This is a genomic window from Ruegeria sp. AB8 (genome assembly GCF_056542605.1).
This window is the reverse complement of record NZ_JBQGAB010000003.1, coordinates 212,126-225,012: the sequence shown is the minus strand read 5'-3', so window position 1 is coordinate 225,012 and position 12,887 is coordinate 212,126. Positions and strand designations below refer to the sequence as shown.

At 59.6% G+C, this 12,887-nt stretch carries 13 protein-coding genes; 5 read left to right on the top strand and 8 right to left on the bottom strand.

What is annotated here, in order from left to right; all coding sequences use genetic code 11:
• Positions 1–3: 3 nt before the first annotated feature.
• Genes ACR0CG_RS04985 through hslO form a run of 3 tightly spaced genes read right to left on the bottom strand, consistent with a single transcriptional unit; the run spans position 4 to position 2,730 of the window.
• Entirely contained in the window at positions 4–1,158 is a 1,155-nt protein-coding gene (locus tag ACR0CG_RS04985; protein ID WP_480523082.1) for a CCA tRNA nucleotidyltransferase, read from the bottom strand.
• The gene (locus tag ACR0CG_RS04980; protein ID WP_480523081.1) at positions 1,155–1,769 is read right to left on the bottom strand and encodes a CoA pyrophosphatase; all 615 of its coding nucleotides are present in this window, start codon (positions 1,767–1,769) and stop codon (positions 1,155–1,157) included. Before ACR0CG_RS04980 ends, ACR0CG_RS04985 begins: the two co-directional genes overlap by 4 nt.
• Positions 1,744–2,730, bottom strand: a complete 987-nt coding sequence (gene hslO / locus ACR0CG_RS04975; RefSeq protein WP_480523080.1) for an Hsp33 family molecular chaperone HslO — start codon at positions 2,728–2,730, stop codon at positions 1,744–1,746. The genes ACR0CG_RS04980 and hslO overlap by 26 nt, the downstream gene beginning before the upstream one ends.
• Positions 2,731–2,806: 76 nt before the next feature.
• Between hslO and ACR0CG_RS04970 the strand changes: the two genes are divergently transcribed.
• Positions 2,807–3,250 (top strand): NUDIX hydrolase, encoded by a 444-nt coding sequence (locus ACR0CG_RS04970; RefSeq protein ID WP_480523079.1) that lies wholly within the window; start codon positions 2,807–2,809, stop codon positions 3,248–3,250.
• Here the strand turns inward: ACR0CG_RS04970 and ACR0CG_RS04965 are convergent.
• Positions 3,247–4,521: a PP2C family protein-serine/threonine phosphatase gene (locus tag ACR0CG_RS04965; protein WP_480523078.1), complete on the bottom strand. Its 1,275-nt coding sequence runs from the start codon at positions 4,519–4,521 to the stop codon at positions 3,247–3,249. The two genes, ACR0CG_RS04970 and ACR0CG_RS04965, sit on opposite strands and share 4 nt — an antisense overlap.
• Before the next feature lie 162 nt (positions 4,522–4,683).
• Here ACR0CG_RS04965 and ACR0CG_RS04960 point away from each other — a divergent pair, with 162 nt between their 5' ends.
• The gene (locus ACR0CG_RS04960; RefSeq protein ID WP_480523077.1) at positions 4,684–5,013 is read left to right on the top strand and encodes an Hpt domain-containing protein; all 330 of its coding nucleotides are present in this window, start codon (positions 4,684–4,686) and stop codon (positions 5,011–5,013) included.
• Between the two features lie 16 nt (positions 5,014–5,029).
• Here the strand turns inward: ACR0CG_RS04960 and ilvA are convergent, their stop codons facing one another.
• Positions 5,030–6,256: a threonine ammonia-lyase IlvA gene (gene ilvA / locus ACR0CG_RS04955; RefSeq protein WP_480523076.1), complete on the bottom strand. Its 1,227-nt coding sequence runs from the start codon at positions 6,254–6,256 to the stop codon at positions 5,030–5,032.
• Positions 6,257–6,314: 58 nt separating this feature from the next.
• A complete protein-coding gene (locus tag ACR0CG_RS04950) occupies positions 6,315–7,076 on the bottom strand; it encodes a hypothetical protein (RefSeq protein ID WP_480523075.1) in 762 nt (253 codons plus the stop codon).
• 141 nt (positions 7,077–7,217) lie between these two features.
• Between ACR0CG_RS04950 and ACR0CG_RS04945 the strand changes: the two genes are divergently transcribed.
• The 3 genes from ACR0CG_RS04945 (at position 7,218) to msrA (ending at position 9,640) form a co-directional block, all read left to right on the top strand.
• Entirely contained in the window at positions 7,218–8,444 is a 1,227-nt protein-coding gene (locus tag ACR0CG_RS04945) for an argininosuccinate synthase (protein WP_480523074.1), read from the top strand.
• Positions 8,445–8,588: 144 nt separating this feature from the next.
• Positions 8,589–8,870 (top strand): SCP2 sterol-binding domain-containing protein, encoded by a 282-nt coding sequence (locus ACR0CG_RS04940; RefSeq protein ID WP_170807126.1) that lies wholly within the window; start codon positions 8,589–8,591, stop codon positions 8,868–8,870.
• 98 nt (positions 8,871–8,968) lie between these two features.
• Positions 8,969–9,640 (top strand): peptide-methionine (S)-S-oxide reductase MsrA, encoded by a 672-nt coding sequence (gene msrA / locus ACR0CG_RS04935; RefSeq protein WP_480523073.1) that lies wholly within the window; start codon positions 8,969–8,971, stop codon positions 9,638–9,640.
• On the opposite strand, the gene ACR0CG_RS04930 is transcribed toward msrA, so the two are convergent.
• Together ACR0CG_RS04930 and ACR0CG_RS04925 are read right to left on the bottom strand one after the other, a co-directional pair.
• Positions 9,637–10,509, bottom strand: a complete 873-nt coding sequence (locus tag ACR0CG_RS04930) for a ribokinase (protein ID WP_480523072.1) — start codon at positions 10,507–10,509, stop codon at positions 9,637–9,639. The two genes, msrA and ACR0CG_RS04930, sit on opposite strands and share 4 nt — an antisense overlap.
• A 3-nt stretch (positions 10,510–10,512) precedes the next feature.
• Positions 10,513–12,768 (bottom strand): NADP-dependent malic enzyme, encoded by a 2,256-nt coding sequence (locus ACR0CG_RS04925; RefSeq protein ID WP_480523071.1) that lies wholly within the window; start codon positions 12,766–12,768, stop codon positions 10,513–10,515.
• Positions 12,769–12,887: the final 119 nt, after the last annotated feature.

The window sequence follows — 12,887 nt, the reverse complement described above, 5'->3', positions numbered from 1 at the left end:
GCGCTAATCGGCAAGCAGCTCTTTGCGGCTTAGCCGGAAGCCCGACTCGATCCAACGGCGCTCCAGTTCGGCAAGTTTCTGGCCCAGTGCGGGCCCGGAAAAATCGGGGATCAGGTCCGTTGCACCGATTGGAAAACGGGCCGCCGCGCCAGCTTTCAACTGCTGTTTCAGGTCATCCGACCACGGTTGTTCCAGCAACGCACAGCGCAGCAGGGTTTCATGCAATCCACCATCTTCGCCATAGCGATAACCCAACTCGGCCACGCTTGCGGTCCCCGAGGCCTCTTCCCGCATTCGGGTCAGCCGCTGCAGTTGCGCCCGGCTAAGGCGCAGGGTCGCGGCGTCTTCGGGTGTTGCAATGGCTGCCAGCCTGCGCACTGCGTCAGGGGACGCGCCAGCCTGCTGTTCCAGTGCAATCAGCGGCGCCAGTGATCTGTCATCCGCCCCGGGCAGCACTTGCATCAGAACGCCGGTACTTCGCATTCCCGCCACCGACGGTGCGGGATCAGGGGCTGCCAGCAGCTTCAGCAACTCGGCCCCGACCCGTTCGCGCGACAGTTGACGCAGCCCGTCCGGGTTTGCCGCAATCGCCGCCAGCGCATCCTGATCGAACCCGGCCTGCGGATCGCCATACCAGGCGTGAAACCGGAAAAAGCGCAGGGATCGCAGGTAATCCTCGCGAATGCGGTGTTCGGCGGTTCCGATAAAACGGACCCGGCGCGCCTTCAGATCCGGCAGGCCGTTCAACGGGTCAAGAACCGTCCCGTCCGGGGCGGCATAGATCGCATTCATGGTGAAATCACGGCGGGCGGCGTCTTCTTCCACCTTATCCGAAAATGCCACCACGGCCCGGCGACCGTCCGTTTGCACGTCCCGGCGGAACGTGGTGATTTCATGCGCGATGCCGTGACAAACAACCGTGATGGTTCCGTGATCAATCCCGGTAGGGATAGCCTTGAGGCCCGCATGCCGTGCAAGCTGCATGACCCGTTCCGGCGGCGCATCTGTGGCGATGTCGATATCCGACACCGGTTCGCCCAACAATGCGTTGCGCACGCAACCACCGACAAACAACGCCTGCGCCCCGGCTTCTGTCAGGGCCGCACAGACATTCTGCGTTGCCGGTTCCGTAACCCAGGGTTCAACAATCCGCTTCATTCATTCAACCGTGCTGCCAATCCCCGCAACATGCGGGCCGTTGCGCCCCAGATGTAATAGGGACCGAACGGAACTGTGAAATAGTGCCGTCTCTGGCCCCGCCAACGACGTGATTCCACGATATAATTCGCAGGGTTGAGGACATGTGCAAGCGGAACCGAGAAAACTTCCTCCACCTCACCGGGTTCCGGGATCGGGGTGAATGGCCGCCGCAATATGGCGACGACCGGTGTCACCTGAAACGATGTCACGGTCTCATGCACGGGCAGGTGTCCCAGGATTTCGGGCAGTTCAGGTGGCAGCGCGATCTCTTCGCGGGCTTCGCGCAGGGCCGTGGCAGTGACGTCGGCATCGTCACCGTCCTGCTTGCCACCCGGAAAGGCGATCTGCCCGGGATGGTGTTTCAGGGCCGACGACCGTTTGGTCAGGATCAGGCGCGGCTGGTCTCCGACCAGCGAAATTGGCACCAGCACACCCGCCGGACGCAGTTTCCGCCCCGGCGGAAGAACCGCATCCGGGTTCAGGTCAAAATCGCTGGACCCACCGCCCGGTCGGCGCAGGGCCGCCCTGAGCTGTTCAGTCAGGTCATGCACCGCCGGACTCTTTGGCATCGAAACCCACGGTTTCGGGGTCAAGGACGTAATGTGCGCCACAGAACTGGCAGTCAGCCGTCACCAGACCTTCGGGCGTGGTCATCTTTTCGATGTCCTTGGCGGAATAGATCGACAGGCTCTGCCGCACGCGGTCCTCGGAACAGGTACAGCCGAACTGCACGGCTTGCGCGTCATAAACGCGGGGCTGTTCCTCATGAAACAGGCGGATCAGCAGGTCCGTGGGTGCCACCGAAGGCCCGATGAGTTCCAGATCTTCGACCGTATCCAGCAGGATATTGACCCGGCCCCAGTTTTCGCCTTCTTCGCCGTCGACCAGATCCGTCGCTGTCAGGATTTCGCCCTCGCCCTGACTGCTTGCCACAAAGGGCGAGGCCTTGGGCATATGCTGCAACATGACACCACCCGCACGCCAGTGTTCCCCCACGCCCGGTTCGGTCGATTTGCCAAAGCTCAGCGAAAACCGGGTTGGCAATTGCTCGGATTGCGCAAAATATGCCTCGGCGCAGGCGCTGAGCGAACCGCCGGCCAGCGGTGTGATGCCCTGATAGGGCTGTGTGCCTTTCCCCTGATCGATCAGAATCGCGAAATAGCCTTCGCCCACCTGATCAAACGGCGCGGCATCGGTCAGCCGATCGCGGTCAAAGCTTGCATAAGCGCGGATGCGGGCTAGCTCACCCTCTTTTTGAGGCGCGTAATAATCCGTTGCGATCATCCGCACCGCACCCTTGGACTGTACCTGCAGCGAAAGCTTCCAGCGCAACGCAACAGTCTGGCCGATCAGCGCGGTCAGCAGGGCCATCTCGGCCACCAATGCCTCGACCTTTTCAGGATAGTCGTGCTGTTTCAGGATGCCGTCCAGAACGCCATCCAGACGGGCCACGCGGCCGCGCATATCCGATACATCGAGTTGAAAGGGCAGGACGGTGTCGTCCCACGCGATTTTCGTTCCAAGAGACATGGGGTTTCCTTACACGCCACGGGTTGGCATACCGCCACCATATAGGTCGAACAGATTGGGTTGTAAGGGGCCATACATGATCAGACGGTTCGGTGAAACCCCGGAACCGGGGCGCAAGTACATACGCAGGGTGGGCGTTTACGGTTTGCTGCCGCGAGGCCGGCACCTGTTGCTGACCTGCCAGACCGAACCTGGGCCGGACCTTCAGTTACCCGGTGGCGGTATCGATCCCGGCGAATCCCCGATCACTGCGCTGCACCGCGAGGTTTACGAGGAGACAGGTTGGCAAATCGCCGCGCCCCGGCGCATCGGCGCGTTCCGACGGTACACGTTCATGCCGGAATACGATCTGTGGGCTGAAAAGGTTTGCCTGATCTATCGCGCAAGGCCCGTGCGCCGCATGGGCCCGCCCAGCGAACCCTTTCACGAAGCATTGTGGATGCATGGCGCTGACGCGGTTGAGATGTTGGGCAACGGCGGCGATCGGCACTTTGCCAGACTTCATTTTAACAGGATCTAACAAAGGTTAAACTCAAAAAAAACGGCAGAGACATCGTCGCCCATGCCTTCGCCGGGCGAAACTGCCTGGGTGAGCTGCCAGAACATGTCGTCCAGAAACTCGCTTCCTGCCCGGTCCGACGCACACCCCAGCGCCATTTGCTGCAATCCGGATTCGTCCAGCAAACCGCCATCGGCCAGACGGCATTCCGTGAACCCATCAGAATACAGCATCAGCCTGTCGCCGGGCTTGAGGTAGAGTTCGGTCTGTTGGAAGTGAACATCCGGCAGCAAGCCGATCGGCAAACCGCCCTCACCCAGAAACTCAGCGCTGCCATCTTGGCGCAGCAGCAGCGGATGCGGATGCCCTGCTTGCACCATTTTCACATGGCCGTTGCGCAGATCGACAATGGCGTAGACCATCGTGAAATATTCTTCGACACCGGCATCCGCCATCAGGCGTGAGTTGAGCGTTGCAGCGACCTGTTCCGGTGGAAGCAGGGCATAGAACTTGTCGAACCGACGCTCCATCGCCACGTTCTGATCGAAATGTGTGCTGGACAGATACCCGCCCAAGCGCGCCGTCATCATCGCCGAAGTGATGCCGTGCCCGGACACATCAATGCTGTAAAACCCAAGACGATTGACGCCGGGGGAAAACATGCCAACAAGGTCACCACCAATGTGACCACAAGGTTTGAGCAGCAGGCTGACCCGGGAATTGCCGAATTCCCGGCTGAACTCGGGCACCAGTGACTGCTGGATTTTTCGGGCCTGCATCAGGTCCTTGTCGATGGCATCGTGGGCCTGCTTCAACTCGTTCAGCGCGTTTTCGATCAGACGGTTCTTTTCCGACAGTTCGCGTTGCATATCCAGAATGCGTGCCCCGGCCGAGATACGGGCGCGCAACTCATCCGCCTCGAGCGGTTTGATCAGAAAATCGTCTGCACCGGCATCCAGCCCGCGCGCGACCTCCTGCTTTTCGCTTTTGGAAGTTAGAAGGATGAAATAGCTGTATTGATCGCCGCCCAGCGCCCGAAAGGTGCGGCAGAATTCCAGCCCGCTCATCCCCGGCATGACCCAATCGCTGACAACCAGATCCGGAAGGCTTTCGGCACATAAGGCAATGGCGGCTTCACCGCCGTCCGCCTCGATCACCTCGAACCCCCATTTTCTGAGGGATGCGACCAGAATGCGCCGTTGCAGGCGGCTGTCATCCACGACCAGCACCCTGCGGATCGCACCAAACTCCATCTCTGCGCTGGCTTCCGCCTGTCCGGGTCCTGACACCATCACCCTCTGCACCGCACGCGATTTCGAATGTCACAACCCTAGCGCGCGGTGATTTAACATCCGATGAAGGTGCAATCCGAGGTTTCTTCGACCGGCTTAACCGGACCTTTACCGCACAGATGCTAATTCCATGGCACAACAGAACGAGGCGGGAAGGGCACCATGATCCACTGGCACAGGGTCAGACAATTGCGGGATGAGGTTGGCGTCGACGAGTTTGACGAAGTGGTGCAGATCTTTCTCGACGAGGTTCAGGAAGCCCTTGCGCGCCTGAACAATGATACCGCGCGGACAGAACTGGAACAAAACCTGCATTTCCTGAAAGGCAGCGCGCTGAGCCTGGGATTCGATCAGTTTTCCAAACTTTGTCAGGATGGCGAACGGCGGGCAGCAGCCGGTGAAGGCGACAATGTGGATCTGACCGCAATCCTGACCGCCTACGATGAATCCCGGGCAGTATTTTTAGCAAACCGGGCAGAGAGCCTTAGTTAGAGGCTGCTTTTTGCGCTCAGATCACAAACTGGGCCAGTGTTTCGTCTTCAGTTATGTCGGTATAGGTGAACCCGGCCTCGTCCAGATGCGCAAACAGCCGCATGAAGTTTTCCGGCTTGCGGGTTTCGATCCCGATCAGGACCGAGCCGAAATTGCGCGCCGATTTCTTCATGTATTCGAAGCGCGCGATGTCATCCTCGGGGCCGAGAATGCCCAGAAACTCTTTCAACGCACCGGGGCGCTGGGGCAGGCGCAGGATGAAATACTTTTTGACGCCGGAATAGCGCTGCGCCCGCTCCTTCACTTCGGGCAGACGCTCGAAATCGAAGTTGCCGCCCGAGGTGACGCAAACCACCGTTTTGCCGCGCACAAAGCTTTGAACATCCGTCACCGCCTCGACCGCCAGCGCACCGGCGGGCTCCAGAACGATGCCTTCGACATTCAGCATCTCGATCATGGTGGCGCAAATACGATCTTCGGACATCACCAGGACATCCGACAGGTGGCAATTGCGCAGCAGTTCAAAGGGCTTTTCGCCAATCCGGCCGACGGCGGCGCCATCGACAAATGTGTCGACGCGATCCAGCGCCACCGGATGACCCGCCGCCAGCGCCGCGCGCAGGCAGGCCCCGCCTGCCGGTTCCACGAACAGGCAATGGGTGCGATCCCCGAACCAGGTCGCCACACCCGCCGACATCCCGCCACCGCCCACCGGCAACAGCAGGTGATCAGGCACACCGCCCAGCTGTTCCTCGATCTCGACCGCAAGGGAGGCCTGCCCTTCGATCACATCCTCATCGTCGAACGGCGACAGGAAATGCCCGCCTTTTTCCGCACACCATTTTTGCGCCGCCTTCAGCGTGTCGTCGAAATAGTCCCCGGTCAGATGAATCTCGACATTATCGCCGCCGAAGATCCGGGTTTTCTGAATTTTTTGCTGCGGGGTGGTCACGGGCATGAAAATCACACCGTTCACACCCATGTGCTTGCACATAAAGGCCACGCCTTGCGCGTGATTGCCCGCACTGGCGCACACAAACAGATCCTGACCCGGCTGCTTGCGCATGGCGTTGAACGCGCCCCGGATCTTGTAGGATCGCACCGGGCTGAGGTCTTCACGCTTGAGCCAGATATCAGCCCCAAACCGGTCGGACAGGTGGGCGTTCCGCTGCAACGGCGTTGGCGGAAACACGGTGCGCATCGCCTGTTCGGCGGCACGGGCGCGGGTCATGAAATCAGTCATGACCGTTTCAGTGCCGCATCAGTGCGAGAAGGGCAAGGAATACATATGTGTACGCGGCTCAGGTGGGTTCGCGTTTTTCGACAAAGATCCCATACATCGTGGTCAGGATGCTGACATTGATCATCGGCAGAATGAGAGATCCGAAAAACACGGTCAGCAAAACGCCCAGAACCGGGATAATGGCAAGCGCCGCAAGCGCAAACTGCACCAGGATCTGAAACACAAAACTGACCACTAGCAGAACAACAATCGCGCCAGCCACGCCCGATGTTCGGCTCCACGCATCGCCCAGTGTAATCGGGTTGCCGATCGCGGCAGCCGGCAGGATGATGGACAGGCGGTAGAAGCAAACAACCAGAACTAGTGCGGCACCGAAGCTTATGACAACCGCGATCAGTCCGGCGCGTTCACCCAGGACAGACAGAATTAGTCCGACCGGTATGAACCCGATTGCCACCAACAGACCCAACAAAACAAAGCAGCCAAGATAGGCGAGAATTCTGTCGAAGCGGAATGTGGGCAACAGCCCGCTGGGGTATTCTTCCAACAATATGAACCTGTGCCAGGACACGGCGATCCAGAACATCACGATGAACACCACGACGACAACCAAAAAGGTAAAGACCGTAATCGAACCAAGATTTTCTGGCGACGCATTGGCCGTGTCATCAAACGACTCGAGCGGAATTCCCAGCAGCAGAAACAGCCCGACGATCACGGCGGTTGCGATCACGGCAGGTCCCAGTGCGATCTGCAAAACCTGTCTGAAATTCCCGAATACCATCCGCACCGAATGTGCAAAAATCTCCCAACCCAGCATCTGAAAACCGCCCTCTCAACCAATCCTTGTTCTCTTTCCAACTGTTTCACCCCAATTCCCGCCCTGCGTCAATCCACACAGCTTGCCCCCGGGTCCAAAACCCGCTAGGGGCCAAGCGTTCTACGCATAAGGGGAAGTCAGATGTCCGCGCCCAAGAAAGTTGTTCTGGCCTATTCCGGTGGCCTTGATACCTCGATCATTCTGAAATGGCTGCAGACCGAGTATGGTTGTGAGGTCGTGACCTTTACCGCCGATCTGGGTCAGGGTGAGGAACTGGAACCCGCCCGCCAAAAGGCCGAGCTACTGGGGATCAAGCCTGAAAACATCTATATTGAGGACATCCGCGAAGAGTTCGTGCGCGATTTCGTCTTCCCGATGTTCCGCGCCAATGCGCAGTACGAAGGATTGTACCTGCTGGGCACTTCGATCGCGCGTCCGCTGATTTCAAAACGTCTGGTCGAGATTGCGCAGGCCACCGGTGCCGATACCGTAGCTCACGGCGCGACCGGCAAGGGCAACGATCAAGTCCGCTTCGAACTGGCGGCCTACGCGTTGAACCCCGACATCAAGGTCATCGCCCCGTGGCGCGAGTGGGACCTGACCAGCCGCACCAAGCTGCTCGAATTTGCCGAGGCGAACCAGATCCCGATTGCCAAAGACAAGCGTGGCGAGGCACCGTTCTCGGTCGACGCCAACCTGCTGCACACCTCGTCCGAGGGCAAGGTTCTGGAAGACCCCGCAGATATGGCGCCCGATTATGTCTACCAACGCACCGTCCACCCCGAGGATGCGCCGAACGAGCCCGAATTCATCGAAATCGGCTTTGAAAAAGGCGACGCTGTCAGCATCAATGGTGAGGCAATGAGCCCCGCGACCATCCTGACCAAGCTGAACGAATATGGCGGCAAGCACGGTATCGGCCGTCTGGACCTGGTCGAAGGCCGGTTCGTGGGCATGAAATCGCGCGGCATCTATGAAACGCCGGGCGGCACCATCCTGCTGGAGGCGCATCGCGGGATCGAGTCCATCACAATGGACCGCGGCGCGATGCATCTGAAAGACCAGCTGATGCCGCAATATGCCGAGCTGATCTACAACGGCTTCTGGTACTCGCCCGAGCGGGAAATGCTGCAGGCCGCAATTGACAGGTCTCAGGAACACGTCACCGGCACCGTGCGTGTGAAATTGTACAAAGGCCTGGCCTCGACCGTGGGCCGCTGGTCGGATCATTCGCTGTATTCCGAGGCGCATGTGACCTTCGAGGAAGACGCCGGTGCCTATGATCAGAAGGACGCAGCCGGATTCATCCAGCTGAACGCCCTGCGCCTGAAACTACTGGCGGCGCGGGACAAGCGGCTTTCAAAATAAGCCCTGTTCGACCGAATTCTGAAACCCCGGCCCGCAATCCGGTGCCGGGGTTTTTTTGTTGCGTGCTCTGGTTCCTGTTGCGTCACCCTTGCCCGCGGCCCCCGTTTGTCTTTACGCAAAGGTCAATTGCGGAAAGGACAACACATGCTGCAAGAGATCGCCGACGGAATTCAGAAAGGTCTGAACGGCAAAAGCTTTGACGGATCGCTCAAATTCGATTGCGGCGCGGATGGCGTCATCGTTCTGGCAGACAACATGACGTCGACGACGGATCAGGACACTGACTGCACCATTCGGATTTCCAGGGACAACCTGACAAAGCTGTTGACCGGCAAGCTGAACCCGATGACAGGCATCGCGATGGGCAAGCTGAAAATCTCGGGCAACATGGGCGTGGCGATGAAGCTGGGGCAGTTGCTGGGCTAGCGCGCGATAACTTCGTTTCACCAGCATGTGACAAACGATGTCAGCGGATTGCATGATCGCGGAACACGCGGCAGCCTGTCTTAGGAAGGAGACCTGCCATGACCCGGACTGCAAATGCCGTTTGTTTCAAACCGACCCTGCTGTTCATTCTGATCGTTCTGGCCGCGCTGCTGCGCGCACTGCCAGCGCCTGCCGCCGGGACCGAGACACTGACGGTTGCGGGCGGCTGTTTCTGGTGTGTTGAATCCGATTTTGAATCCGTCCCCGGCGTGACCGGCGCCGTTTCGGGTTATACGGGCGGCACGGTGGACAATCCGACCTACAAGCAGGTGACACGTGGCGGAACCGGACACTACGAAGCCGTTCAGATCACATTCGATCCGTCGCGGGTGTCACGTGGAACGTTGCTGAACATGTTTTTCCGCTCTGTCGACCCAACCGATGCCGGTGGGCAGTTCTGCGACCGGGGCGACAGCTATCGGACGGCAATTTTCGTCTCTAACTCAGGGGAAAAGGCGCTGGCGGAAAAAGCCAAGTCCAATGCGCAATCCGCATTGGGACAAACGGTGGTCACGCCCATTCTGAACGCATCCACGTTCTACCCGGCCGAAAAATACCATCAGGATTATTACAAAGGCGACAAACTGGTCTTAACCCGCTTTGGCCCCAAACGTCAGAGCAGCGCTTACAAGGCCTACCGCAAAGCATGCGGACGCGATGCGCGGGTCAAACAACTGTGGGGAAGAGATGCGTCCTTCGCCGGGTCCTAATCGAACCGTGCCGCGCGCACTTCCTTCAGATCGGGAATAACGTCAGCCGTCCCGTGCCGCATGACCATCAGGGCGCCGGCGCGGGTCGCCTGTGCGATTGCCTGCTCCATCGGCAGCCCCCGGTCCATTCCAGCCAGTACGTAGCCGGTGAATGTATCCCCCGCGCCTGTTGTATCGACTGCCTTGACCGCATGGGCTGGAAAATCCTGTGGTTCGGCACCCCGTTGATAGTAGCGCGCGCCTTTTGATCCGAGGGTTACGATGACATGCCGGACGGGCAGATCATTGGCGTTCAGACCGGTTTCCTGTTGTAGCTGCTCGGCCTCCACCTCGTTCAGGATCAGGAAATCGAGGTAAGGCAAAACCGCCTTGACCGCATCGGCCTGAAACGGGGCTGCGGCGTAACAGACGGTCAGACCCAGGTTGTGCCCCAGCCGGGCCGCTTCGACCTGCGCGTTGGTTTCGTTCTGCATCACCAGCAGATCGCCGGTATCGGTCGCGGACAGTGCCTGGCCCAACTGATCCGCCTGCAATGCATGATTGGCGCCAGGGTACAGGACGATCAGGTTCTCGCCCTGCGCATCCACCGCGATGATCGCATGGCCTGTAGGTGTGTCAACTTCGGCAATGTGGCGGGTGTCCACGCCGTATTCTGTCAGCCGGTCCTTTGCCCAGCGCCCATCGGGACCAACGGCCCCGATATGGCTAACATGCGATCCGGCCCGCGCAGCGGCGACGGACATGTTCGCCCCTTTGCCGCCCAAAAAACGCTCCAGCCCATTTGCGGCCAGAGTTTCCCCCGGCGCAGGCAGGTGCGGCAGGGCGTAAACCATATCCGCGTTTATTGAACCGAGGTTCCAGATCGTCATGACTTACCCGATATCGCAAGAGGCCAGGATGGCCATATTCAGAATGTCATTCGCCGTCGATACGGTCGAGCAGATCTGGATCGGCTTGTCGACCCCGGAAAGGATTGGGCCAATCACCGTCGCACCGCCCATTTCCTGCATCAGTTTGGTTGAAATCGACGCTGAGTGACGCGCAGGTACGATCAGGATATTGGCCGGACCGGTCAGGCGCGAGAACGGATAGGCCGCCTGCTGATCCACGTTCAGCGCAACATCCACGGTCATCTCGCCTTCGTATTCGAAGTTGACGCCGCGCTGGTCCAGAACCGCTGGCGCGCGGTGCATCTTTTCCGCACGTTCCGAGACCGGATACCCGAAGGTCGAGAAGCTGACAAAGGCGACCCGCGGTTCGATCCCCATATGGCGCGCCACGGCGGCCGAGCGTTCGGCGATTGTGGCCAGGTCGTTCTCGTCCGGCCATTCATGGACAAGCGTGTCGCCGATCAGAACGATGCGCCCCTTATGCAGCAGCGCCGTAACCCCGGCCGCACCATGGGTGGCGTCGGCATCGAACACGTGATTGATACGATCCAGAACATGCGCGGATTTACGCGTCGCACCGGTCACAAGCCCGTCTGCGTGGCCGTGGGCCAGCATCAGGGATGAAAACACATGCCTGTCCCGCGCGGCAAGGCGGTGAATATCCTTGGAATCAAAACCTTTACGCTGAAGCCGGTTGTACAGGAAAGATTTGTAAGTCTCGAGATGCGTGGTGTTTGCTGCATTCACGACCTCCAACTCACGCACTGCGTCCCCGAGGCCGGCGTCCTCGAGCTTTTTCTTGACATCATCGGGTCGGCCAACGACCAGGGCCTTGCCGAAGCCCGAACGCTGATACATCACGGCTGCGCGCAACACACGGGGATCGTCACCCTCGGCAAAGATCATCCGGCTTTGCGCAGCGCGGGCGCGGGCGTTCAGACCGCGCAGGATGCTGGCCGTCGGGTCCATGCGGGACTTCAGGCTCAGCTCATAGGCGTCCATGTCGATGATCGGACGGCGGGCCGCACCGGTATTCATCCCGGCCTTGGCCACGGCAGGCGGAATACGATGGATCAGGCGCGGGTCAAACGGCGTCGGGATGATGTAATCCCGTCCGAATGTCAGAGACTTGCCATAGGCCATGGCAACCTCATCCGGCACATCCTCGCGTGCCAGATTGGCCAAAGCATGGGCACAAGCGATTTTCATCTCGTCATTGATGGCACGGGCATGGATGTCCAGCGCGCCGCGGAACAGGTAGGGAAAACCCAGAACGTTGTTCACCTGGTTCGGATAGTCGCTACGCCCGGTGGCGACGATGGCATCTACCCGAACCTCGTGCGCTTCTTCCGGAGTGATCTCGGGGTCGGGGTTCGCCATCGCAAAGATCACCGGATTGTCGGCCATGCTGGCCACCATGTCCTGCGTGACCGCACCCTTGACCGACACGCCCAGGAAGACGTCGGCACCCTTCATGGCCTCGTCCAGCGTACGCAGCTCGGTCGAGATCGCGTGGGCCGACTTCCACTGGTTCATACCCTCGGTCCGGCCCTGATAGATCACACCCTTGGTGTCGCAGACAATACAGTTGTCATGCCGCGCGCCCATCGCCTTGAGCAGTTCGATACAGGCGATCCCTGCAGCACCCGCGCCGTTCAGGACGATCTTTACGTCCTCGATCTTCTTGCCCGAGATATGTAGCGCATTCAGCAGACCCGCCGCACAGATCACCGCAGTGCCGTGCTGGTCGTCGTGGAAGACCGGGATGTCCATCTCTTCCTTCAGACGCTGTTCGATGATGAAGCATTCGGGCGCTTTGATGTCTTCCAGATTGATGCCGCCAAAAGTCGGCCCCATCAGACGCACGGCGCGGCAGAACTCATCCGGGTCCTCGGTATCCAGTTCGATGTCGATCGAGTTCACATCGGCGAACCGTTTGAACAGGACCGATTTGCCTTCCATCACCGGTTTCGAGCCCAGCGCGCCCAGATTTCCCAGACCCAGCACAGCGGTCCCGTTCGAAATCACGGCCACCAGGTTGCCCTTGTTGGTATAGTCATAGGCCGTTTCGGGCGATTCAGCGATGGCTTCACAGGGAACGGCCACACCGGGGCTGTAGGCCAGCGACAGGTCCCGCTGCGTGGTCATGGGTACGGTGGCCTGCACCTCCCACTTCCCGGGGGTTGGTTCCAGGTGAAAGGCCAGCGCCTCTTCGTTGGTGATCTTCGCTTTGGGCATGTGATGGGTCGTTTCTTTACATCTGCGGGACGATTGCCTCATAGCGCAGGAGAACGCGCGCCTCAACGGGAATGAGTTTTCGGCTTTTACAGAAGATGCGGGATTTGTAAGGTCGCGTC

Excerpts from the sequence above, each read along its gene's own strand:
- ACR0CG_RS04985 (WP_480523082.1), bottom strand. The coding sequence starts at position 1,158 with ATGAAGCGGATTGTTGAACCCTGGGTTACGGAACCGGCAACGCAGAAT.
- ACR0CG_RS04980 (WP_480523081.1), bottom strand. The coding sequence starts at position 1,769 with ATGCCAAAGAGTCCGGCGGTGCATGACCTGACTGAACAGCTCAGGGCG.
- hslO (WP_480523080.1), bottom strand. The coding sequence starts at position 2,730 with ATGTCTCTTGGAACGAAAATCGCGTGGGACGACACCGTCCTGCCCTTT.
- ACR0CG_RS04970 (WP_480523079.1), top strand. The coding sequence starts at position 2,807 with ATGATCAGACGGTTCGGTGAAACCCCGGAACCGGGGCGCAAGTACATA.
- ACR0CG_RS04965 (WP_480523078.1), bottom strand. The coding sequence starts at position 4,521 with ATGGTGTCAGGACCCGGACAGGCGGAAGCCAGCGCAGAGATGGAGTTT.
- ACR0CG_RS04960 (WP_480523077.1), top strand. The coding sequence starts at position 4,684 with ATGATCCACTGGCACAGGGTCAGACAATTGCGGGATGAGGTTGGCGTC.
- ilvA (WP_480523076.1), bottom strand. The coding sequence starts at position 6,256 with ATGACTGATTTCATGACCCGCGCCCGTGCCGCCGAACAGGCGATGCGC.
- ACR0CG_RS04950 (WP_480523075.1), bottom strand. The coding sequence starts at position 7,076 with ATGCTGGGTTGGGAGATTTTTGCACATTCGGTGCGGATGGTATTCGGG.
- ACR0CG_RS04945 (WP_480523074.1), top strand. The coding sequence starts at position 7,218 with ATGTCCGCGCCCAAGAAAGTTGTTCTGGCCTATTCCGGTGGCCTTGAT.
- ACR0CG_RS04940 (WP_170807126.1), top strand. The coding sequence starts at position 8,589 with ATGCTGCAAGAGATCGCCGACGGAATTCAGAAAGGTCTGAACGGCAAA.
- msrA (WP_480523073.1), top strand. The coding sequence starts at position 8,969 with ATGACCCGGACTGCAAATGCCGTTTGTTTCAAACCGACCCTGCTGTTC.
- ACR0CG_RS04930 (WP_480523072.1), bottom strand. The coding sequence starts at position 10,509 with ATGACGATCTGGAACCTCGGTTCAATAAACGCGGATATGGTTTACGCC.
- ACR0CG_RS04925 (WP_480523071.1), bottom strand. The coding sequence starts at position 12,768 with ATGCCCAAAGCGAAGATCACCAACGAAGAGGCGCTGGCCTTTCACCTG.